Annotated in this window: 23 protein-coding genes and 1 tRNA gene; 9 read left to right on the top strand and 15 right to left on the bottom strand. The window is 70.7% G+C overall.

The features are described 5' to 3' along the window. Positions 1 to 561, top strand: a complete 561-nt coding sequence (locus HF323_RS02980) for a nitroreductase family protein (RefSeq protein ID WP_317450994.1) — start codon at positions 1 to 3, stop codon at positions 559 to 561. Positions 562 to 656: 95 nt separating this feature from the next. Here the strand turns inward: HF323_RS02980 and HF323_RS02975 are convergent, their stop codons facing one another. The 3 genes from HF323_RS02975 to HF323_RS02965 form a co-directional block, all read right to left on the bottom strand. Next, a complete protein-coding gene (locus HF323_RS02975; RefSeq protein ID WP_169581054.1) occupies positions 657 to 1,628 on the bottom strand; it encodes a DMT family transporter in 972 nt (323 codons plus the stop codon). 2 nt (positions 1,629 to 1,630) lie between these two features. Continuing rightward, positions 1,631 to 1,703, bottom strand: a tRNA-Thr gene (locus tag HF323_RS02970). Between the two features lie 51 nt (positions 1,704 to 1,754). Then, positions 1,755 to 2,714, bottom strand: a complete 960-nt coding sequence (locus HF323_RS02965; protein WP_169581053.1) for a thioredoxin domain-containing protein — start codon at positions 2,712 to 2,714, stop codon at positions 1,755 to 1,757. Between the two features lie 225 nt (positions 2,715 to 2,939). On the opposite strand from HF323_RS02965, the gene ugpC reads away from it, so the two are divergent. Beyond that, positions 2,940 to 4,043, top strand: coding sequence for a sn-glycerol-3-phosphate ABC transporter ATP-binding protein UgpC (gene ugpC, locus HF323_RS02960; protein ID WP_169581052.1), 1,104 nt, complete (start codon positions 2,940 to 2,942; stop codon positions 4,041 to 4,043). A 71-nt stretch (positions 4,044 to 4,114) separates the two neighbouring features. Next, complete coding sequence (locus tag HF323_RS02955; protein ID WP_169581351.1) at positions 4,115 to 5,422, top strand: DUF4032 domain-containing protein; 1,308 nt, start codon at positions 4,115 to 4,117, stop codon at positions 5,420 to 5,422. Positions 5,423 to 5,428: 6 nt separating this feature from the next. On the opposite strand, the gene HF323_RS02950 is transcribed toward HF323_RS02955, so the two are convergent. The 3 genes from HF323_RS02950 to cysS form a co-directional block, all read right to left on the bottom strand. Beyond that, positions 5,429 to 6,070: an NAD(P)H-binding protein gene (locus HF323_RS02950; protein WP_169581051.1), complete on the bottom strand. Its 642-nt coding sequence runs from the start codon at positions 6,068 to 6,070 to the stop codon at positions 5,429 to 5,431. An 84-nt stretch (positions 6,071 to 6,154) separates the two neighbouring features. Next, positions 6,155 to 7,144 carry a 23S rRNA (guanosine(2251)-2'-O)-methyltransferase RlmB gene (rlmB, locus tag HF323_RS02945; protein WP_169581050.1) on the bottom strand — a complete coding sequence of 330 codons (990 nt, stop codon included), beginning with the start codon at positions 7,142 to 7,144 and terminating at the stop codon, positions 6,155 to 6,157. 21 nt (positions 7,145 to 7,165) lie between these two features. Next, entirely contained in the window at positions 7,166 to 8,677 is a 1,512-nt protein-coding gene (gene cysS, locus HF323_RS02940) for a cysteine--tRNA ligase (RefSeq protein ID WP_169581049.1), read from the bottom strand. A gap of 42 nt (positions 8,678 to 8,719) precedes the next feature. Between cysS and HF323_RS02935 the strand changes: the two genes are divergently transcribed. Both HF323_RS02935 and HF323_RS02930 read left to right on the top strand, forming a co-directional pair. Beyond that, positions 8,720 to 9,661, top strand: a complete 942-nt coding sequence (locus HF323_RS02935; RefSeq protein ID WP_169581048.1) for an EamA family transporter — start codon at positions 8,720 to 8,722, stop codon at positions 9,659 to 9,661. 43 nt (positions 9,662 to 9,704) lie between these two features. Then, positions 9,705 to 10,172 (top strand): GNAT family N-acetyltransferase, encoded by a 468-nt coding sequence (locus HF323_RS02930; RefSeq protein ID WP_169581047.1) that lies wholly within the window; start codon positions 9,705 to 9,707, stop codon positions 10,170 to 10,172. On the opposite strand, the gene ispD is transcribed toward HF323_RS02930, so the two are convergent. Beyond that, positions 10,173 to 11,378 carry a 2-C-methyl-D-erythritol 4-phosphate cytidylyltransferase gene (gene ispD, locus HF323_RS02925; RefSeq protein ID WP_169581046.1) on the bottom strand — a complete coding sequence of 402 codons (1,206 nt, stop codon included), beginning with the start codon at positions 11,376 to 11,378 and terminating at the stop codon, positions 10,173 to 10,175. 30 nt (positions 11,379 to 11,408) lie between these two features. Further along, on the bottom strand, positions 11,409 to 11,891 hold the full coding sequence (locus HF323_RS02920) for a CarD family transcriptional regulator (RefSeq protein WP_169581045.1): 483 nt from the start codon (positions 11,889 to 11,891) through the stop codon (positions 11,409 to 11,411). A gap of 159 nt (positions 11,892 to 12,050) precedes the next feature. On the opposite strand from HF323_RS02920, the gene HF323_RS02915 reads away from it, so the two are divergent. Next, positions 12,051 to 12,551, top strand: a complete 501-nt coding sequence (locus HF323_RS02915; protein ID WP_169581044.1) for a DNA modification methylase — start codon at positions 12,051 to 12,053, stop codon at positions 12,549 to 12,551. A gap of 68 nt (positions 12,552 to 12,619) precedes the next feature. Here HF323_RS02915 and HF323_RS02910 read toward each other — a convergent pair whose 3' ends face one another. Beyond that, positions 12,620 to 13,303 carry a response regulator transcription factor gene (locus HF323_RS02910; protein ID WP_169581043.1) on the bottom strand — a complete coding sequence of 228 codons (684 nt, stop codon included), beginning with the start codon at positions 13,301 to 13,303 and terminating at the stop codon, positions 12,620 to 12,622. Beyond that, positions 13,300 to 14,517, bottom strand: coding sequence for an ATP-binding protein (locus tag HF323_RS02905; protein ID WP_169581042.1), 1,218 nt, complete (start codon positions 14,515 to 14,517; stop codon positions 13,300 to 13,302). Before HF323_RS02905 ends, HF323_RS02910 begins: the two co-directional genes overlap by 4 nt. Before the next feature lie 166 nt (positions 14,518 to 14,683). On the opposite strand from HF323_RS02905, the gene phoU reads away from it, so the two are divergent. Further along, positions 14,684 to 15,364 (top strand): phosphate signaling complex protein PhoU, encoded by a 681-nt coding sequence (gene phoU / locus HF323_RS02900; RefSeq protein ID WP_169581041.1) that lies wholly within the window; start codon positions 14,684 to 14,686, stop codon positions 15,362 to 15,364. Between the two features lie 56 nt (positions 15,365 to 15,420). On the opposite strand, the gene HF323_RS02895 is transcribed toward phoU, so the two are convergent. Beyond that, positions 15,421 to 16,170 carry a phosphoglyceromutase gene (locus HF323_RS02895; protein ID WP_169581040.1) on the bottom strand — a complete coding sequence of 250 codons (750 nt, stop codon included), beginning with the start codon at positions 16,168 to 16,170 and terminating at the stop codon, positions 15,421 to 15,423. Positions 16,171 to 16,233: 63 nt separating this feature from the next. Between HF323_RS02895 and HF323_RS02890 the strand changes: the two genes are divergently transcribed. Beyond that, positions 16,234 to 17,076: a class I SAM-dependent methyltransferase gene (locus HF323_RS02890; protein ID WP_169581039.1), complete on the top strand. Its 843-nt coding sequence runs from the start codon at positions 16,234 to 16,236 to the stop codon at positions 17,074 to 17,076. A gap of 3 nt (positions 17,077 to 17,079) precedes the next feature. Here the strand turns inward: HF323_RS02890 and HF323_RS02885 are convergent, their stop codons facing one another. The 4 genes from HF323_RS02885 to HF323_RS02870 form a co-directional block, all read right to left on the bottom strand. Then, positions 17,080 to 18,180 (bottom strand): FUSC family protein, encoded by a 1,101-nt coding sequence (locus tag HF323_RS02885; RefSeq protein WP_169581038.1) that lies wholly within the window; start codon positions 18,178 to 18,180, stop codon positions 17,080 to 17,082. Positions 18,181 to 18,208: 28 nt separating this feature from the next. Further along, positions 18,209 to 19,324 carry a folate-binding protein YgfZ gene (locus tag HF323_RS02880; RefSeq protein WP_169581037.1) on the bottom strand — a complete coding sequence of 372 codons (1,116 nt, stop codon included), beginning with the start codon at positions 19,322 to 19,324 and terminating at the stop codon, positions 18,209 to 18,211. Beyond that, the gene (locus HF323_RS02875) at positions 19,324 to 19,920 is read right to left on the bottom strand and encodes an FABP family protein (RefSeq protein WP_169581036.1); all 597 of its coding nucleotides are present in this window, start codon (positions 19,918 to 19,920) and stop codon (positions 19,324 to 19,326) included. Before HF323_RS02875 ends, HF323_RS02880 begins: the two co-directional genes overlap by 1 nt. A 158-nt stretch (positions 19,921 to 20,078) precedes the next feature. Continuing rightward, entirely contained in the window at positions 20,079 to 20,369 is a 291-nt protein-coding gene (locus tag HF323_RS02870; RefSeq protein WP_169581035.1) for a hypothetical protein, read from the bottom strand. 139 nt (positions 20,370 to 20,508) lie between these two features. Between HF323_RS02870 and HF323_RS02865 the strand changes: the two genes are divergently transcribed. Then, on the top strand, positions 20,509 to 21,207 hold the full coding sequence (locus tag HF323_RS02865; RefSeq protein WP_169581034.1) for a response regulator transcription factor: 699 nt from the start codon (positions 20,509 to 20,511) through the stop codon (positions 21,205 to 21,207). The last annotated feature ends 11 nt before the right edge of the window (positions 21,208 to 21,218 follow it).

Here is a 21,218-nt window from a genome sequence, read left to right as displayed (position 1 = left end):
GTGCGCGCGCGTCGATCGTGGTCGAAGGTGACCGACGAGGCGCCTACTCACGCCGAGCTCCTCCCGCTCGTCTCGGCAGCGGGACGCGTCGCCGATCACTCGTCGCTGTCGCCGTGGCGGCTCATCGAACTCCGCGGAGCCGACCGCGAGCGGCTGGGCCGGGCGATCAACAAGGCGAACGGAGACAAGGGTTCGTCGTCGAAGCCGCTGCGGGCGCCGTTGCTGATCGCCGTCGTGGCCAGCTACAAGAAGAGCGACAAGGTGCCGCGGTGGGAGCAGGAGGCCGTTGCGTCCGGCGTGGCACACGTGCTGAGCCTCCTGCTCGACGAGGCCGGGTGGGGAGTCATCTGGCGCACCGGGCACTACACCCGGTCGAAGGCCGTGGCGAAGGCCCACGGTCTGGGCAAGAACGAAGAGCTGCTGGGGTGGCTCTATGTGGGCGGGAAGCCGTCGCGGTCGCGTCCCGGGCGACGCAAGGGCGTCGAGGCGCGAAAGTTCATCTCACGGATGCCGAGGCAGACCTCCGGGACGAAGCAGAAGCCGGACCCGGCCGAGGACTGAGCGACGCCTCACCTCGGCGCAGGGTGAACCGAGCGTGCCCGTGTCGGCGCGAGCGCAGCGGTGCGAGTGCGGCGGTGTCCGCGCTCGCGGCGGCGTCATCTCGCTCGTCGTCGCCACGGCAGTGCGGCGACGACCACTGACGCGAGCGCGACCGTCACCATCGCGATCTCCTGCGCGACACCCGGACTCGCAGGGGCAGGCCACAGCGCGTCGAGCAGGACCGACATCAGCAGCTGCCCCACCACCGCTCCGAGACCCAGCAGCAGCACGCCGGTGTACTGAACGATCAGCGCCGACAGGAAGATGTACACCACGCCGAGCGCGCCGCCGACGTAGAGCCACGCCTCAGCGGGGAAGGGGCGGGGCGGCCCTGCCGCGGCGACGTGCACCACGGCCGCGACGGCGAGGATGACAGTGCCGCCGATGAAGTTGACGAGGGTGGCCGTCAACGGCGTGCCGACCCGCTGACGCAGGCGTCCGTTGGTGGCCTGCTGCCACGCGATCGCGATGCCGGCCAAGAACGGCAGCACGAGCATCCATGCGGGAACGCTCGACAGGCCGTCGCCGACCAGCGCGAGCGCCACGGCGGCGAGCGCCAGCGCACCGCCCACCAGACGCGGAACCGTCACCGCCACGACGCCGGCCGGGCCGAAGCCGACGCGATCCAGAAGGAGTCCGCTGACGGTCTGCCCCGCGACGATGCCGACGGTGAAGAGCGAGACGCCGATGAGTCCGACCGCGAGGCCCTGCGTCGCGACGGTGAGCGCACCGGCCGCGCCACCCGCGAGCATCCACCACGGGATCCCGCCGGTGCGCACGCCCGTCGCGAGCCTCGCGAAGCCGGCGCGACCGGTCGGAAGCGCGATCGACAGCACGATCAGGATGAGCAGCCCTGAGCCGAACGACACCACCGCCGCCACGAAGCCGTCGTCCAGCCGGATGCCGAGCTGCCCGTTCACGCGGGCCTGGACCGCCGTCATCATGCCGATCGCAGCGGCGACAGCCAGTGCGACCCACGCGGGCACGCTCCGGGGCGCGCCGGAGCGAGGCGCGGGGGTCGAAGACATCGAGCCGACGACGGGACTTGAACCCGTAACCGCCCGATTACAAGTCGGGTGCGCTACCAATTGCGCCACGTCGGCAGAGCGCCCAGTCTACCGATGGGCGACGGCGTCGACGTTACGGCGTCGGCGTTACGGCGTCGGCGTCGGCGTCGGCGTCGGCGTGCTCGTCGGGGTCTGCTCGTAGTACGCGTCGCTCGCGACGGTCAGCACGAACTGCGCGAACTCCTTGGGGTCGTCGAGGGCGCCGACGTACGGCTGGCCGTTGACGAGCACCATCGGGGTGCCGGTGAGGGCGATGCCGTCGGTCCCGGGAAGGCCGTCGAGCGCCCGCTCGGTGGCCGTCTTCGCCCAGGACGCGAAGTCCTGGTCCTCGATGCACGCACGGACGACCTTGGCTCCCTCCGCGCCGGAGGCGATCGCCATGTCGGCGAGCTCGGCATCGGTGTAGCCGTCGGAGTCGATGTCGGGCTGCTGTGTGAGGAGCGTGTTGTTGTAGGCGAAGAAGTACTCCGGCGAGTGGGTTGCGACGCACGCCGCGGCGCTCGCGGCGCGCAGCGAGTACTTGGTGCCGTTCGACTTCGACGTGAGCATCGCGACCGGGTAGTAGCTCAACGTCGCGGCGTCCTCGCTCACCCACTTCGACAGCTGCTGCACGTTGGCCAGCTGGAAGTCCCGCGATCCCGTCGACAGATAGTCGACGTAGACGCGGATCTCGACGTCGGGGGTCTCCGCGGGCGACGACGTCGGAGTCGGCGTGGGCGTGGGCTCGGCCGTGGGCGTCGCGGCGGCGGGGTCGCCGGACGTGTCGGGATCCTCGGTCGCGATCCCCACACCCGTGACGCCGGTCACCACGAAGCCGTCGTCGTTGACGTTGTCAGGGCTGAGAACCGGCTTCGACGCCGCCGACGAGATGGTCCAGGTCACCACGATCGCGACGACGGCGACCAGGGCGATCACCGCCAGGCCGATGCTGGCGCCGCGGATCCGACGCGCGCGCGACTGCTGGGCCTGCACCAGCTGGGCCTTCTCGCGGACGGCGTCACGCCGCTCGCTGGCGGCAGCGGCGTTCGATGACTCGTCGCTCGACATGGAACCTCTCGGGACGGAAGGAGGCCGGAATCCGGCAGGGCCTATCGGGGGAATCGGCCGTTGACGATGCTAGCCAGCCACCCTGGGAAATGCCCAGACGGCGCCTCGATACGAGCCGTGTCATACTTGTCCTTGCGCCCGATGGCGGGCGTGCGGGAGAGCCCCCGCTCATTCCATCACTACGGATCGTCCGGCACGTACCTGCCGGTGAAGGAGAAGAGAAACATGGCGTCCGTCACGTTCGACAACGCAACCCGCCTGTACCCCGGGGGCACGCGCCCCGCCGTGGACAAGCTCGACCTCGAGATCGCCGACGGCGAGTTCCTGGTCCTCGTCGGCCCCTCGGGCTGCGGAAAGTCCACCTCGCTGCGCATGCTGGCCGGACTCGAAGAGGTCAACTCCGGCCGCATCCTCATCGGCGACCGCGACGTCACCGACGTCCCGCCGAAGGACCGCGACATCGCGATGGTGTTCCAGAACTACGCGCTGTACCCCCACATGACGGTCGCCGAGAACATGGGCTTCGCCCTGAAGATCGCCGGCGTCGGCAAGGAGGAGCGCGCCGCCCGCGTCCTCGAGGCTGCGAAGCTGCTCGACCTCGAGCAGTACCTGACCCGCAAGCCGAAGGCCCTCTCGGGCGGTCAGCGTCAGCGCGTCGCCATGGGCCGTGCCATCGTCCGTCAGCCGCAGGTCTTCCTCATGGACGAGCCGCTGTCGAACCTCGACGCCAAGCTTCGCGTCCAGACCCGCACCCAGATCGCCTCGCTGCAGCGCCGCCTGGGCGTCACCACGGTCTACGTCACGCACGACCAGACCGAGGCCCTCACGATGGGCGACCGCATCGCGGTGCTCAAGGACGGCCTCCTGCAGCAGGTCGGCACGCCGCGCGACCTGTACGAGAAGCCGAACAACGTGTTCGTCGCCGGCTTCATCGGCTCCCCCGCGATGAACCTCTTCCCTGCCGACCTCGCCGAAGGCGGCGTGCAGTTCGGCTCGGAGGTCGTTCCGCTCGACCGCGACACCGTCGGCCGCGCGCACGGCAGCCAGGTCACCGTCGGCGTCCGTCCCGAAGACATCGTGGTCGGCCCGGCCGACGGCAAGGGCCTGTCGGTGGTCGTCGACCTCGTCGAGGAGCTCGGCGCCGACGGCTACCTGTACGGGCACACCGACATCGGCGGCAAGCGCACCGACCTCGTCGCCCGTGTCGACGGCCGCAGCCACCCGCACGCGGGTGAGACCGTCACGCTCGCCGCGACCGCCGGCCACGTGCACGCGTTCGACCTCGAGTCGGGCGAGCGCCTCAACGACAAGCCGGTCGTCTCGGCCTGATCGATTTCCGTCGCAACGGCGCGGGTGGGAGAATTCCCCCCGCGCCGTTGCGCATTCTCAGGGGGGTGACCGTGCGGGACGCACTGAGCATCACTGCCAGCCGGGTGGATCCCGGCCTGCTGACCTTGCCGTGGTCCACGACGCTCGCGGACTGGCCGTCGAGCAACATCGTCTACCTGCCCAAGGGCATCTCGCGTCATCTCGTGCGCTTCGCGAATCTGTCGGGGCGCGTCGTGGCCATCAAGGAGACCACCGAGCAGATGGCACGTCGCGAGTACGACATGCTCGGCAACCTCGACCGCCTCGATGTTCCGTGCGTGCAGCGGGTCGCGGTGATCGCCGGGAGAACGGATGCCTCGGGTGAGCCGCTTCCCGCCGCGCTGGTCACCGCTCACCTGAAGTTCTCGCTCCCGTATCGCGCGCTGTTCACGCAGGTGCTCCGCCCCGACACCGCCACCCGCCTGGTCGACGCCTTGGCGGCCCTGCTGGTGCGGCTGCACAACGTCGGGTTCTTCTGGGGCGACGTCTCGCTGTCCAACACGCTGTTCCGGCGCGACGCCGGCGCGTTCGCCGCATACCTCGTCGACGCCGAGACGGGCGAGCTGCATGAGAGCGGGCTGACGCCAGGGCAGCGTGCGCACGACCTCGACGTCGCCCGCACGAACATCGCCGGCGAGATCATGGATCTCGAGGCGGGCGGCCGCCTCGAGGGCGGCGTCGATGCCATCGCCATCGCCGACGGCATCGTCTCTTCGTATCACGCGCTGTGGGCGGCGCTGACCGACAAGGAGTCCTTCGGCGCCGAGGAGGCCTGGCGCCTGACCGAGCGCGTACAGCGGCTGAACGACCTCGGCTTCGACATCGGCGAGATGTCGATCAAGACCACCGCCGACGGCACGCGAGTGTCGATCCAGCCGAAGGTCGTCGACGCCGGGCACCACCAGCGCCGGCTCATCCGACTCACCGGGCTCGATGTCGAGGAGAACCAGGCCCGTCGCCTGCTCAACGACCTCGACGAGTTCCGCGCGCGCATCTCCCGCCTCGGCGACGACGAGGAGATGGTGGCCCACGAATGGCTCACGCGCGTGTTCGAGCCGGTCGTCAAGGCGATTCCGTGGGACCTGCGCGCCAAGCTGGAGCCCGCCGAGGTGTTCCACCAGGTGCTCGAGCACCGGTGGTACATGTCGCAGGCGCGAGGCAAGTCCGTGCCCCTCGCAGAGGTGCTCACCAGCTATATCGACGACGTGCTGCGGCACCGCCGCGACGAGGCGACGCTGATGGGCCCGCCCACCGAAACGGTGTCGCTCTCGGTGATCACCTCGAGCATGCCCGTCGTCGAGGACGAGGACGAAGAGATCGACTGGCGCGACCTCGTCTGAGAGCCGTCAGTAGCCGACGGTGAAGCGCTCGCGCGTGTGCTTCGGCTCCTCGATCTCGTCGACGACGGCCACCGCCAGGTCGGCGCCCGAGATGAAGGACTCGCCGTCCTCATCCGTCACGAGGACGTCGCCTCCGACGCGGTAGGAGCCGGTCCGCTCCCCGGGGTTCCAGGCGCCGAAGCCGCCGGCCGGGTGGACGTAGAACCAGTCGCGCGATGCCGGACCCTGCTGCAGGTCCTCGAGGATGCCGATGGCTTCGAGCGCCTCGGGCTTGTACTCCTCCGTGAACGACGGCTGGTCGACCAGACGCTCACCGCCGGGGGCGATGAGACTGCCACCGGCACCGCCGATGACACCGATGCGCACATCGGCCGGGAGCTCTGCGGCGAGCTCGGCGACATTCGAGCGGACGTTGCCCTCCATGTCACCGCGAGCCGGAACGGCCACAACCACGACATCGACGCCTTCGAGCTCGGCCACGAGGCTCGGGACATCGAGGAGCGTGCCCTCGATGTACGTCGCGCCCTCGATCCGCTCCGCGGGAACCGTGCGAGCGACGGACACCACCGTGTGCCCGCGGTTCACCGCCTCCGCGACGATGTGGCTGCCGGCGTAGCCGGTTCCTCCGATGACGGCGATGCGTGCCATGGTCTCCCTTTCGACGGTTATGTGATGCCCAAGCCGCGCTTCCGATGATTCATTCCCATGAATACGCCGGGTTGCGGCATCCGCTCAGCCCTTGTCGCCCCGCAGCGTCGCCACCTGGTACAGCGCGACGGAGGCCGCGATGCCGGCGTTGAGCGATTCGGTGGCGGCAGAGATCGGGATCGACACGATCTGGTCGCAGGTCTCGGTGACGAGCCGCGACAGGCCCTTGCCCTCGGAGCCGACGACGATCACCACGGGGCGGTCGGCGAGCTCCAGGCCGGGCAGCGAGACGTCCCCGTCCCCGTCGAGGCCGAGGATGAACACGCCCTGCTTCTTGAACTCCTTGAGCATGCTCGTGAGGTTGGCCGCGATCGCGACCGGGATGCGGGCGGCGGCGCCGGCGCTCGTCTTCCACGCCGCCGAGTTGACGCTCGCCGAACGGCGCTGCGGGACGATGACGCCGTGCCCGCCGAAGGCCGCCGTCGAGCGGATGATCGCCCCGAGGTTGCGCGGATCGGTCACGCCGTCGAGGGCGACGAACAGCGGCGTCCGGCCGGCGTCGATGACCTGTTCGAGCAGGTCCTGCGGATGCGCGTACTCGTACGGGGGAACCTTGAGAGCGACGCCCTGGTGCACGCCGTCGAACCCCGCCATGCGGTCGAGCTCGGGACGGGTGACCTCCATGACGGGGATGTCACGGTGCGTCGCGATCGCCAGCATCTCCTTGACGCGGTCATCCATCTCGACCCGCTGCGCGATGTAGAACGCGGTCGCGGGGATCTTCGCGCGCAGCGCCTCGAGCACCGAGTTGCGGCCGGTCACCGTCTCGGTGTCGTCGTCCTTCTTGGCGCGCGGCGAGCGGTTCTGGCCCGACGAGCCGGCGGGCTTGCCCTTGCCGCCGGCGGCCGCGTAGCGCTCGGCGGCGGCTTTGCGCTTGCCGGCCGGGTGCCACGCGCGGTCCTCCGCCTTGGGGGTTGGGCCGCGACCCTCGAGCGAGCGCTTGTTCTTGCCGCCCGTGCCCTTGGTGGGGCCCTTCTTGCCCTTCGCAGCGCCGGGGCGTCCTGGCTTAGCCATCTGTCGTCCTTTCCGGCCGGGTCATGCCCGGCGTGCCCGCTCCAGCGGGTCGAGTGTCCAGTGCGTGCCGTCCGGCCCGTCTTCGAGAGTGATGCCGGCGGCCGCGATGGCATCGCGGATGCGATCCGCCGCGGCCCAGTCCTTCGCGGCCCGCGCGTCCGCCCGCTGGACGAGCATGGTCTGCACGAGGGTGTCCAGAGCGGATGCCTCGGCTGGCGCATCCGTCGCCGTCCACTGCTCATCCAGCGGGTCGATCCCGAGGATGCCGGTCATTCTCCGCACCTGGAGCGCCCACTCCCACGCTCCGGCATCGTCGCCGGCGTCCAGCGCGGAATTGCCCGTGCGGACGGCCTCGTGCACGACCGCCAGCGCCTGCGGAACACCGAGATCGTCGTCCATCGCCGATGCGAACGCCTCGGGCATCTCGCCGGACCCCGGGCCACCGACCTCCGACGACGCGCCCTGCGCAGGCTCGGCGTCGGGATCGAAGCCGTCGGGCCGGTCGGCGCTCCACGCGAACGGACTCGGCATGCGCTGCACCCGCTCGAGGAACGTGCGGATGCGATCGACCGCCGCGCGGGCCTCGTCGAATCCACGCTGCGAGATGTCCAGGCTGGAGCGGTAGTGCGCGGCCAGCAGGGCGTAGCGGATGACCAGCGGGTCGAACTCTGCGAGCGCGTCATCGGCGAGCACGAAGTTGAACAGGGACTTCGACATCTTCTGCCCGTTGACCGTGACGAGGCCGTTGTGCACCCAGTAGCGGGCGAATGCGTCGCCGGCCGCGGTGGACTGCGCGAGCTCGTTCTCGTGGTGGGGGAAGCGCAGGTCGAGACCGCCGCCGTGGATGTCGAACTCGGCACCGAGATAGCGGCGCGACATCGCCGAGCACTCGATGTGCCAGCCGGGCCGGCCCGGCCCCCACGGCGAGTCCCACGTCGCCGACGCGGGCTCGTCGGGCTTGGCCCCCTTCCACAGCGCGAAGTCGCGGGGGTCGCGCTTGCCGCGGGGGTCGGCGTCAGCGGCCGGCTCCATCGCGTCGAGAGACTGGTTCGTGAGCGAACCGTAGCCGGGCCACGATCTGACATCGAAGTAGACGTCGCCCGAGGCATCCGTCCCCGGCGCCGCCGGATACGCGTGCCCGGCCTCGATCAGGCGTGCGATGAGCTCCTGCATCTGCGGGACCGATGCGGTCGCGCGCGGCTCGTACGTGGGCGCGAGGATGCCGATCGCGGTGTAGGCGCGCGTGAACTCGAGCTCCATGCGGTAGGCCAGCGCCCACCACGGCTCGCCGTCGGTCGCATTGGCGAGCACCTTGTCGTCGATGTCGGTGACATTGCGCACGAAGGTCACGCGCTCATAGCGATGAGCGAGCCAGCGGCGCAGGATGTCGAAGCTCAGCGCTCCGCGCAGATGCCCGATGTGCGGGCCCGACTGCACGGTGGGTCCGCAGACGTAGATCGTGACGTTCGAGGGGTCGAGCGGAACGAAGTCGCGCAGGGCCTGCGCCTTGCTGTCGTAGAGCTGAACCGTCACCGCACCAGCCTACCGGCCGGGTTTCCGGTAGAACTGAGTGCGATGCATGTGCTCGCCGTCCTCGCCGCCGCGATGCTCTTCGGCACGACGGGCACCTCGCAGGCGCTCGGCCCAGACGGCACCACGCCCCTGTCGATCGGCGTGATGCGGATGGTCGTCGGCGGAACGGGTCTCGCGATCATCGCCTTCCTCCTCGCCGCACGCCACGCTCGCCGGCGACCGGTCGACGCGGCGCCGGCCCCGCGACTCGGGATGCGGTCGCTGTCACTCATGGTCCTCACCGGTGCGTGCCTCGCCCTCTACCAGCCCCTCTTCTTCCTCGGCACGGCGCGCAACGGCGTGGCGGTCGCGACGGTCGTGGCGCTCGGGTCGGCGCCCATCCTCGCCGGCCTGCTCGAGTGGGCCCTCACGAGGCGGATGCCGTCGGCGACGTGGATCGGCGCCACGGCTCTCGCCACGCTCGGCGTCGTGCTGCTCGGCGTCGGCGGCGAGGCCGGCGGCACCGGGAGTGTCGGCGGCACCGACCCGATCGGGCTTCTCGCCTCGATCGGCGCGGGTGCCTCCTTCGCGGTGATCGCCAACGCTCAGCGGCGACTGCTCGACGAGGGGTGGGATCCGTTCACCGTCGTCGGGGCGATGGGCGCGAGCTCGGCCGTCATCTGCGCCCTCGCGCTTCCGTTCGTCGATCTCGCCTGGCTGGGCACGACGAGCGGGGTTGTGATGACCCTGTGGCTCGGGCTCGCCACGATCTCCGTCGCCTACGTCCTCTTCACCTGGGGGCTGAGCGGGCTCACGGCCGCCACGGCCGCCACGCTGACGCTCGGCGAACCCCTCACCGCCAGCGTCCTGGGCATCGTCGCGCTCGGCGAGCGGCTGTCTCTGCTCGCGATCGTCGGCCTGTTCGTTCTGGGCGCGGGACTCGCACTGCTCGCGTGGGGCTCCCGCACGCCGCGCGACCCGCAGCCTTACGCGGTGGAGGCCTGACGAAACCTCCCGGCAACGCGCTCGTGGCACACTGCTGGACGACATGCAGACCACGATCGACATCCGCCCCGACGACCTCAGCGGCGACGCGACGAGGCGCCTCGTCGCCTTCCATCTCGCCGGTATGCACGACACCTCGCCGCCGGAGAGCGTGCACGCGCTCGACCTCGATGCGCTGACGGACGTCTCGGTCTCGTTCTGGTCGGCCTGGATCGGCGGCGAGCTGGCCGGGATCGGCGCGCTCAAGACGATCGACACCGAGCGGGGAGAGCTCAAGTCCATGCGGGTCGACGACCGCTTCCTCGGGGCGGGCGTCGGCCGGGCGCTCCTGCGGCACATCATGACGGCGGCCCGGGAGCGCGGCATGACCAGCCTGTGGCTCGAGACGGGCTCGACCCCGGAGTTCCTCCCCGCCCAGCGCCTGTACGAGAGCGAGGGGTTCGTCGAGTGCGGGCCGTTCGACGGCTACGCACTCGATCCGTTCTCGGTCTTCATGACCCGGAGGCTCTGACTACGCGGGGAGCACGAGCGCGACCGCGAAGGCTGCGACGCCCTCACCTCGTCCGGTGAAGCCGAGCCCGTCGGTCGTCGTCGCCGACACCGACACGGGCGCACCCCCGAGCGCGGCAGAGAGCGCCGCCTCGGCCTCGGCGCGCCGCGCCGAGAACCGCGGACGGTTCGCCTGCACCTGCACCGACACGTTTCCCACCCGCCAGCCGGCCTCGCCGAGCAGGCCCAGAGTGCGACCGAGGAAGGCATCGGCGTGGGCGCCGGCGTATTCGGGGTGGTCGGTTCCGAAGTGGGTCCCGATGTCGCCGAGTCCCGCGGCGGCAAGCAGCGCGTCGACGATCGCGTGGGCGACCGCATCCCCGTCGGAGTGACCCGACAGCGCCTGCTCCCCCGGCCACTCGATCCCTGCGAGCCACAGCGCGCCGGCGCCGCCGAACGCGTGCACATCGGTGCCCACCCCCACGCGCGGCGCGGGGAGCGTCCGATCGAGTCGCGCCTGGACCGGCGCGATCGGAGCGTCCGCGACCAGCGATCGCGCGCGCTCGAGATCGGCGGGGGTGGTGATCTTGAAGGCGAGCGGATGCCCCGGCACCGCTGCGACGGCGTGACCGGCGTCCGCGACGAGGGCTGCGTCGTCGGTGAAGTCCGCCGCCGCGGCGCGATACGCCGCCTCGAGGACGTCCCGACGGAACCCCTGCGGCGTCTGCGCGGCGGCGAGCTCCGACCGGTCGACGACGCCCACGATCTCGCTGCCGTCGACGCGCTTGATCGTGTCGACGACGGACTGCACGGGGATGGCGCCGTCGCGTCCCGAATCGACGGCTTCGATGACCCGCTCGAAGACCTCGGGCGGGGTGAGCGCCCGGGCGGCGTCGTGCACCAGCACGATCTCGACGTCGGCCCACAGCGCCGCGAGACCCGCGGCCACGGAGGCCTGGCGGGTCGTGCCGCCCGAGACGACCGTCACCAGATCACGGCGCGCCCCCGCAGCCTCGATCGCCTCACTGCGCGCGTCGCCCTCGCGACCCGCGGGCGCGACGACGACGACCTGCGCGGACGGCGCGCGGAACACGCGTTCGAGCGCGTGACGGAGCACCGTGTGCCCGTCGATGCCGACGAAACCCTTCGGAGTCCCCGCGCCAAGGCGCGTGCCGGAACCGGCCGCCACGACGATGATGCCGACGCGGGGAACGGGTGCGATGGTCACCCGACCAACGCTAGCGGGTGCCGGGAGGCGTCAGCTGGCGAGGACCTCGTCGAGGATGACGCTGGCCTTCTCCTCGTCGGTCTTCTCCGCGAGGGCGAGCTCGGAGATGAGGATCTGCTTGGCCTTGGCCAGCATGCGCTTCTCGCCTGCCGACAGACCGCGATCCTGGTCGCGGCGCCACAGGTCGCGCACGACCTCGCTCACCTTGATGACGTCGCCGGACGCGAGCTTCTCGAGGTTCGCCTTGTAGCGGCGGGACCAGTTCGTGGGCTCTTCGGTGAAGGGGGCGCGCAGCACCTCGAAGACCCGGTCGAGGCCTTCCTTGCCGATGACGTCGCGGACGCCGACAAGATCGACATTCTCGGCGGGGACCTCGATGATCAGATCGCCCTGCGTGACGTTGAGCTTCAGATACTTCTTCGTCTCGCCCTTGATGATCCGGTCTTTGACCTCGATGATCGTTGCCGCGCCGTGGTGGGGGTAAACGACCGTCTCGCCAACCTCAAAAAGCATGGAGTTATGTCCTTTCGGCAACCTCCAGGATACCACAGGCGACATACGCTAAGGTTCTCCGCCCACCGGTCGCCGACCACCGGGAGCTGCCGCCACGCGCCCAGCCCGCGAACCCCTAGAATGCTGAGGAAGCCGTCAGCCGTCCCGGGAGGACCACCAGTGAACTCGCGCCACATCGCGTCGATCGCCGTCGGAGCCCTCGTGGTCCTCGGCACGACCGGCTGCAGCATGATCTCGCCGCAGGCGACGACGATCCAGTACTCGGCCGCCGAGGGCGTGAACGTCTACGACGAGGGCCCGCTCGATGTGCGCAACGCGTTCATCGTCGCCAACGAGGACGGCTCTGCCGGCAACTTCGTCGCTGCGATCGTGAACGACACCGACGACTCGCACACCCTGCGCATCGAGCTGGGAGAGGGCGGATCGACGATCCCGTTCACCGTCCGGGTGCCGGCGCGCACGACGATCAGCCTCGGCGCCGAAGGCGAAGACCCGATCCTCGTCGAGGGCCTCGACACTCCCGCCGGTGCGGACATCCCCGGCTACTTCCAGTCCGGCGACGCCGACGGCACCCTCATCTCCGTTCCCGTGCTCGACGGCGAACTGCCCTACCTGGCACCCCTCGTCCCCTCGGGGAGCGAGACCGAGTCCCAGGGCTGACCCGCTGAACGACGAAGTCCGCCCGCGGATCACGCGGGCGGGCTTCGTCGTTGCAGCCCGGTCGGGACTCAGCCTTCGAAGCGGTACCCCAGGCCACGGACGGTGACGAGCATCTCCGGGGCGCTCGGGTTCTGCTCGATGCGCGAGCGGATGCGCTTGATGTGGACGTCGAGGGTCTTCGTGTCACCGAAATAGTCGCTCCCCCACACACGGTCGATCAGCTGGCCTCGCGTGAGAACTCGGCCGGCGTTGCGCATCAGCACCTCGAGCAGCTCGAATTCCTTGAGCGGCATGCTGATCTCACTGCCCTCGACCGCGACGGTGTGCCGGTCGATGTCGAGTACGACCCGTCCGCCTTCGAGCACCCGATCGTCGAGATCCGCGTCGACCTGCGCGTACCGCCGCAGCACCGCCCTCATGCGCGCGAGCAGTTCGCGTGCGGAGTACGGCTTGGTCACGTAGTCGTCAGCACCGAGCTCGAGCCCCACGACGATGTCGACCTCCGAGTCCTTGGCCGTCAGCATGATGATGGGCACGGTCGAGGTCGTGCGGATCTGCCGGCACACTTCCGTCCCCGGCATGCCGGGAAGCATCAGGTCGAGCAGGACGATGTCGGCTCCGTGCTCGCGGAACGCCATCAGGGCCGCCGGCCCGTCCTCGGCGATCTCGACGTCGTAGCCTTCGCGACGCAGCAGGTACGCGAGCGGGTCGGCGAGGTCGGGCTCGTCCTCGACGATCAGGACGCGGGTCATACGGGCTCTCCGTTCATCGGAAGGGGGGCGGATGCCTCGACGGGCGTCCGCTTCTTCTTGCGGGTGCGCTTGGGATGCGCCTGGTCGGCGGGCGCCGGGGTCTCGGGCAGGCGGATGGTGAACGTCGATCCGCGCCCCGGACGCGACCACAGCCGCACCTCGCCGCCGTGACGCTGCACGGCGTGCTTGACGATCGACAGGCCCAGTCCGCTCCCGCCGGTGCGGCGGGCACGGGCCGGATCGGAGCGATAGAACCGCTCGAAGACGCGGTCCTGCTCGCCCTCCGCGATCCCGATCCCCCGGTCGGTGACGGCGATCTCGACGACGCCGTCGACGAGCTTGACGCCCACGCCGACGCTCGACCCCCGCGGGGAGTACTGGATCGCGTTGGCCACGAGGTTTCCGACGGCCTCGCTCAGCACCTGGGCATCGCCCCGCACGAACAAGCCGCGCTTGCCCCCGCGGACGACCTCGACTCCTGCGGAATCGGCCTGGATCGCGTGCGCGTCGAGCGCGGCCGCGACGACCTCGTCCACCGATACGTCGCGCTCCTCGGTGAGCTCGTCCGACGACTGCAGGCGCGACAGGTTCATGATGCGCGAGGTCAGGAGGGCTAGGCGGGATGCCTCGGCCGTGAGCCGCGCGGCGAAGGCGCGCACCTGCGGCGGATCGTCGGCGGCCATCTCGATGGCCTCGGCCAGCAGGCTCACCGCGCCCACGGGCGTCTTGAGCTCATGGCTCGTGTTCGCCACGAAATCGCGACGCATCTGCTCGACGCGTTCCCGCTCGGTGATGTCGCGGAGGACGAGCAGGGTGAGTCGCGGAGAGATGCGAGTCGCGCGCACGACGACGAGCCGTGGCTCGGCCGGCGGCGCGCCCCGGCGCAGTCGAATGGTGTCCGTGGCGGGAGCTCCCGCGTCGCGGGCTCTGCGCGCGATCGCCTTCAGCTCATCGGCAGGGACGGACCGTCCCTCGACGAAGTGGAACGGAGCCGCGGGCGCTGAAGCCGCCAGCACGGTGAACGACGCATCCACGACGACGGCGGCGTCGTCCATGCCGTGCAGCACCTCGCGGACTCCTTCGGGGATGGCCAGCGAGGTCTCCGCCCGGGCGCGGTCGCGCGCACGGAGCGACGTCACGATGACCGCGGAGACGGAGCCCCCGATGACGACGCCTGCGAGGAGGGCGAGCAGCGCGAGCTGCGTCGTGTCCATGGCACCAGCGTAGAGGGCAGGTGAACCGACGATCCGACGTTCCCGCCGAGTCCCGGGGGCGCGCCGGGTACTATTCACCGCGGCGGCACCGTCCGTTAACCTTCGCTGGCGACAATCGCCACGATCGCGGCGGCGGATGCTGCCCGAGTCACGAAAGGTGCATCGAATGCGCGAAGTCTTCCATCAGTCGCTCGAGGACGTGCAGAGTCGTCTGGTCGAGATCGCCGAACTGGTCACGGTGGCGATCGACAAGGCCACGCGCGCGTTCAGCACGAGCGACGTGTCGCTGGCCGAGGAGGTCATCGAGGACGACGCCATCATCGATGAGAAGGCTGTCGCCCTCGACGAGCTCGCGATCGAGATCCTGGCACGCCAGCAGCCCGTCGCCCGCGACCTGCGCATCGTGGTGAGCGCGCTGCGCATGAGCGCATCCCTCGAACGCATGGGAGACATCGCCGAGCACATCGCTCAGCTCACGCGCATGCGGTTCCCGGAGCGCGCGATCCCCAAGGGCCTCAAGTCCACGTTCACGAAGATGGGCGAGCTCGACGTCGAGGTCGCGCGCCAGCTCACCGAACTGCTGCGCACCCAGGACCTGGCCCTGACCGAGCAGATCCGCAACGCCGACGACCACATCGACGACCTCCACGTCTCGGTGTTCGAGAAGGTGCTGAGCGACAGCTGGCAGGGCGAGGCATCGGCCACCGTCGACGCCACACTCGCCAGCCGCTACCACGAGCGGTTCGCCGACCACGCCGTGTCGGTGGCCAAGAAGGTCGCTTATCTGTCGACGGGCGACTGGACCCCCTCGACCGACACGCTGGACATCATCACCGCCCAGCCCTAGGGGCCCCAGACGAAGAGACCGGATGCTCGGGGCATCCGGTCTCTTTCCTTGTCGTGTTACTTCTTGCCTTGCGCGGCCACCGCTGCGGCGCCGGCGGCAGCGGCCTCGGGGTCGAGGTACTCGCCCGGGCCGAGGGGCTTGAGATCCTCGTCGAGGCGGTACACGAGCGGGATCCCGGTGGGGATGTTGAGCTCGGCGATATCGGCGTCGCTGATGCCGTCGAGATGCTTCACGAGGCCGCGCAGGGAGTTGCCGTGCGCCGTGACGAGCACGGTCTTTCCCGCCTTCAGGTCCGGGACGATGTCGTTGTGCCAGTACGGGAGCATGCGGTCGATGACGATCTTGAGCGACTCCGTGTCGGGAACCTCGCCGTCGATACCGGCGTACCGCGGGTCGCCGACCTGGCTGTACTGGTCGTCGGCGGGGAGCGGCGGCGGCGGCACGTCGAACGAGCGGCGCCACAGCATGAACTGCTCGTTGCCGAACTCCTCGAGGGTCTGCGCCTTGTCCTTGCCCTGCAGCGCGCCGTAGTGGCGCTCGTTGAGTCGCCAGGAGCGCTTGACCGGGATCCAGAGGCGGTCTGCCGCGTCGAGCGCGATGTTCGCGGTCTGGATCGCGCGGCTCAGCACCGAGGTGTGCAGGATGTCGGGGAGGATGCCGGACTCGGCGAGGAGCTCGCCCCCGCGCTGCGCCTCGGCCTTGCCCTGCTCGGTGAGACGGACGTCGACCCATCCGGTGAACTGGTTGGTCTTGTTCCATTCGCTCTGGCCGTGGCGAAGCAGGATCAGCGTATAAGGCGCGGTCATTCGCCCATGATATCGGCGCCGCCGGCACCGGCCGCCGCCGATGACGGCTGGCATCATGGGGTCATGGCCTCCGCTCGTTCCCCGGCCGCGCGTGCCACACGAGTCGGGCGGATCACACGCGGGACGACCGGCACCAATCGGCTCCGGCGCGTCGACCGGTGGATCGCCCGGCACCCCGCGCTCAGGCGTGCCGAAGACGCGCTCGTCGTGGATCTCGGCTTCGGGGCGAGCGGTGTGACGGCCTTCGAACTGCAGGCGCGGCTCGCCCGCTCGCGGCCGGACGTCGAGGTGCTCGGTCTCGAGATCGACCCGGCGAGGGTCGCGCGGGCAGAGGAGCAGCTCACGGCCGTCCGCGCCGGCGAGACGCCCTTCGCGCCGGGCGCCGCCGTGTCCTTCGCGCTGGGCGGATTCGAGGTGCCGCTGCCCGGCGGCCGCCGCGCAGCCGTCGTCCGGGCATTCAATGTGCTGCGCCAGTACGACGAACCCGAAGTCGCGGCCGCATGGACCGCGATGTCATCGGCGCTCGCTCCCGGCGGACTCCTCGTGGAGGGCACGTGCGACGAGCTGGGGCGCATCGCGACCTGGGTCGCCATCGGCGACGACGGCATGCCGCGCACACTCACCATCTCGCTGCGACTGGCCGGGCTGACGCATCCGTCCATCGCCGCCGAGCGCCTCCCCAAGGCGCTCATCCATCGCAACGTCCCGGGCGAGCGCGTTCATGCGCTCCTGCGCGCGCTCGACGCCAAGTGGGACCGCGCCGCGGGCGTGTCGCCCTTCGGTCCCGTGGAGCGCTGGCGCACGGCCGTCGGAGCGGTCGAGGCATCCGGCTGGCCCGTGCTCGAACGATCCCGGTGGAGACTGGGCGAGCTCACCCTGCCCTGGGACGCGGTGGCTCCTCGCTGACGCTCAGATGCGCGGCACCGCCGCGCGGGCGTCGGCGGGCGACATGCCCGTGGCGGTGAGAAGGTCGACGACGAGCGGACGCATCGCGGCGATGAGGTTGTGCTCGCCCAGAGAGGCGCCCGGAAGCAGTTCGGCGGGATCGAGACGCGACGCGACGGCCGCCAGCCCTGCCCGGGCCGCCGGTTCGAGGGAGATGTCGTCGAGGGCGTCCGAGACGAACCCCGCGCCGCGGACGATCTCGGCCAGCACATCGGCCGCGACGGGCCGCGACTCGCCGTCGTCGCAGAGATAGACGACCCGGCGGGCCACGACGCGCAGGTTGCGGGTGGCGAGCTCGACGGACTCGCGGATGCGATCCTGGCGGTCGAGCTCGAACCGCTGTCGGCGCAGGAACGGCGAGATGCGGGCGATCGCGAGACCGGATTCGAGCGACGAGCGCCAGTCATCGAGCAGCGGCTGAAGTGCGCGGGCCTTCTCGAGTCCGCGCTCCGCTCGCAGGCGGTCGCCGCGGCGGAGCGCCTGCACGAGGGCGGCCGATGTCTTGTCGACGGCGGCGAACACCGCTCGTCCTTCGCGCAGCGCGTCGCGCAGCGGATTGCGCGGGATGAGGGCGGTGACGACGAGCGCCGCGACGCCGCCCACGAGGCCGTCGATGAGGCGCAGGAACGGCGCGGTCGCCGGGATCACCATCACGATCAGCGACTGGATCGCCGCCGCGATCGCGAAGCCCGCCTGGGCTGAGAGCAGGCGGGCGACCACGAGCGTGACGCCCAGAGCCAGGCCCAGCTGCCACCAGCCTGTGCCGGTGAGGATGAGGAGGAGTTCGGCGACCAGAATCCCGACGAGCATGCCCAGCACGGTCTCGAGCACACGGCGCGGACGGGCATCCCGAACGAGTCCGAGGCTGCCGACGGTGACCGTGGCCGCGAGAAGCGGAGCCGGATGACCGAGGATGTAGTGGGCGAAGGCGTAGGACCCGGTTGCAGCGACCACGATCTGCACGATCGGAATGCCGGACTCCCGCAGGCGCACCAGCGCAGGGCGCGGGTTCAGCCGCGCCCGCCAGCCGGTCGGGATCGCCGTGGTCGTGGGTGGCCCGCTCATGCGGCGCGTCCACTCCTCCGGCGTCGCCTCATTTCGCGGATGCCCGGCGCGACAGCCTCGTCAGGCGCGGAACGTTCGCCGTCGCTCCTGCGTCGGGCGGCACGATGACCTCCTGTGCCGCGGTGATCGGCCCGTCTTCGGTGTCGACGAGCAGCGTCGCATCGACCGGCGCCGACCGGCGCAGGACGGCGAGGGCGATCGGCCCGTCCTCGAAGTGCAGCGCTGTCGAGGTCACCGCGCCGACGACGTCTTCCCCGACCCGGACGGCTGCTCCGGGCGCCGGCAGCACGCTCGCGCTCCCATCGAGCTGGAGAGCCACGAGCCGACGCGGCGGATGACCGAGGTTGTGGACCTTGGCGACGGTCTCCTGCCCCCGATAGCACCCCTTGGAGAGGTGCACGGCCGTACGCAGCCAGTCGAGCTCGTGCGGCAGCGCGCGCTCGTCGACGTCGGCCGACCATCGCGGGCGCCACGCCGCCACGCGGAGGGCGTCAGCGGCCACGAGTCCGGCCAGCGAGAGCTCCCCGGCCGCCGCGGCGGCGGAGAGGCGCCGCTCCTCGTCGGGCGTCACGAGCGCCTCGGCCCAGTCTCGCTGGACGCCGGGATGGGGGTCGACGGCGGCATAGGCGTGCCCGCCGGGCGACACGTCGGGCCAGGGGTCGGTCCACACCAGCGCCACCCCCGCCGGGGCGGCGGCGTGGACCTTCCCCAGCGCCGCCGCGGTGCCGCCGATGACGCGAAGCTCGTCGCTCGCGTCGCGCGGGTCGACCCGCAGCCGGAAGCGCATCCGGCGCAGCCAGGTCAGAAGCGCCTCGGCGTCCGGGCGGTCGACGATGAGCCACGTCGTCTCGCCGTCGTCGAGGACGGATGCCGCGTGCTCGACGTGTCCCTGCGGATCGAGCACGAGCAGCTCGGTGCTGACGCCGGGAGCGAGGCCGGCGAGGGCCTGAGAAGTCAGGGAATCGAGCCACGACAGGCGGTCCTCTCCCGGCACGGCCAGGACGGCGCGGTCGCCCAGAGGCGCGATCGCCTCGCCGGCGGCGAGCGCGCGCTGCTCGACCAGCGGATTGCCGACGTGCTGCAGGCCGGAGTCGTCCATGACGGCACCGGGGAGGTCGGCGAAGGCGGCGGCGGGTGCGGACATCATTCCGCCCGCGCGAGACGCGCCGACGCATGCGCGCCGAGCTCGTGGCCGAGGGCCGCCATGTCCCACGCCCACAGAAGGTGCCCCTCGACCAGGCCGTACATGCGGGTGCCGGCCGCGTAGGTCTTGGCGCCTGCCGGACGCACGACGGCGTCGGTGGCGATGTCGATGCGCGGTCCGCGGATCTGTCCGAGGTAGAGCTCGCTGATGCCGTCGGCGTGGACGAGGACGACCTCGATGTCGAACCCGCCCTCGGCATTGCGCAGGAGCTCGACGTCGTCGGCCGTGCGCGGAGCCGACGGGGCCGCCGCAGGGAGGAGTCCCGGTCCGGCATCGGCGTCCGTCGCGGGGCGCGACAGGCGCCAGTAGCCCATCTCGGACACGAGGGGCGTGCGGGCGCCGTCCTCGCCGTTCAGCCACGCACTGGCCGAGTAGTTCAGGTAGTCGCCGCCGTCATGGCTGAAGCTCACCCGGTGTGTGAACTCGCCCGAGTAGGCGTGATCGGCGTAGTCGATGACGCCGGTGCCCTCCCAGACGCCGACCAGCCACGAGAGCGGCGCGAGATCGGCGGGGAGGTCGGTCGGCAGATCGAACACGGCGCGGCCGATCAGCGCTGGCCGCGGTAGAGGTTCTTCAGGACGACGACCGAGACGAAGGCGATCGCGAGCGACGCCAGACCGAGGAGACCCACGTAGAACAGCTCGAGCGCGAAGAGATCCATGCGACCAGTCTAGTCGGCGGGTCGCGCGCCGGATCAGCCGGGGACGATGGCCGCGAGCCCGAAACCGAGGCTGATCACGCCCATGACCACCAGCGCGCCGAGCGCGCTGGCCGCGACACGCTGCGTGAAACCCTGGGAACGGCCGGACCACAGCTGGATCGCGAACGAGAGGATGAGGCATCCGCCCAGCCCGACCGCCAGCCACTGGGCTCGCCACGCGTCCCCCGCGAAGAGGCCGACGAGCACGCCGATGACGGCGGCGGCGATCCACACGGCGACGATGCCGCCGAACGTGCGGCGGGGAGCGAGTTCAGGCACGGCCACCCGCCCATTCTCGCCCACAGCGCCGCGTGATGCACGGAGCGCCTGCGTGTCGGCCGGTGGCGGGCGCGCAAAGCCCCGTCCCGCGCACGCCCTACACTGGGGTTCACGACGCGATACCACGCGCCGGGAAGGCGACGCTTTGGCACAGCTCCTCGTTCTCAGCTCCGCGCAGGGCGGCGGTCCGGTCCTGCCCTCGCTCGAGCTGCTGAGCCACCGCGTGCGCCAGATCCCCGCCGAGCCGGCCTCGCTCGTGAACGCACCGAGCGCCGACGTCATCTTCGTGGATGCGCGCATCGACCTGGTCGGCGCGAAATCGCTGTGCAAGATCCTCAACACCACGGGACTGGACGCCCCGCTGCTGCTGGTCGTCACGGAGGGCGGCCTCACGGCGGTCTCGACGGACTGGGGCGTCGACGACGTGATCCTCGTGACGGCGGGACCCGCAGAGGTCGACGCCCGCGTGCGTCTCGCGGTGGGCCGCATGAGCAAGGAGCAGGTGTCGACGCGCATCCAGACCTCCGGCATCACGATCGACGAGTCGTCGTACTCGGCGAAGGTGCACGGCAAGCCGCTCGACCTCACGTACAAGGAGTTCCAGCTCCTCCACTTCTTCGCGACGCACCCCTCCCGCGTCTTCACGCGCGAACAGCTGCTCAGCGAGGTGTGGGGCTACGACTACTTCGGGGGAACGCGCACTGTCGACGTGCACGTGCGGCGTCTGCGCGCCAAGCTCGGCGACCTCGAACAGCTCATCGGAACGGTCCGCAACGTGGGGTACCGCTTCAACGTCTACGAGGACGACCAGCTCCCGGCTCCCCGCGAGCGCACCGACGCCTGACCCGCCCCGGT

It is taken from the genome of Microbacterium sp. MF43 (assembly GCF_012847295.1).
GTDB lineage: Bacteria > Actinomycetota > Actinomycetes > Actinomycetales > Microbacteriaceae > Microbacterium.
This window is presented reverse-complemented; position numbering and strand designations above follow the sequence as displayed.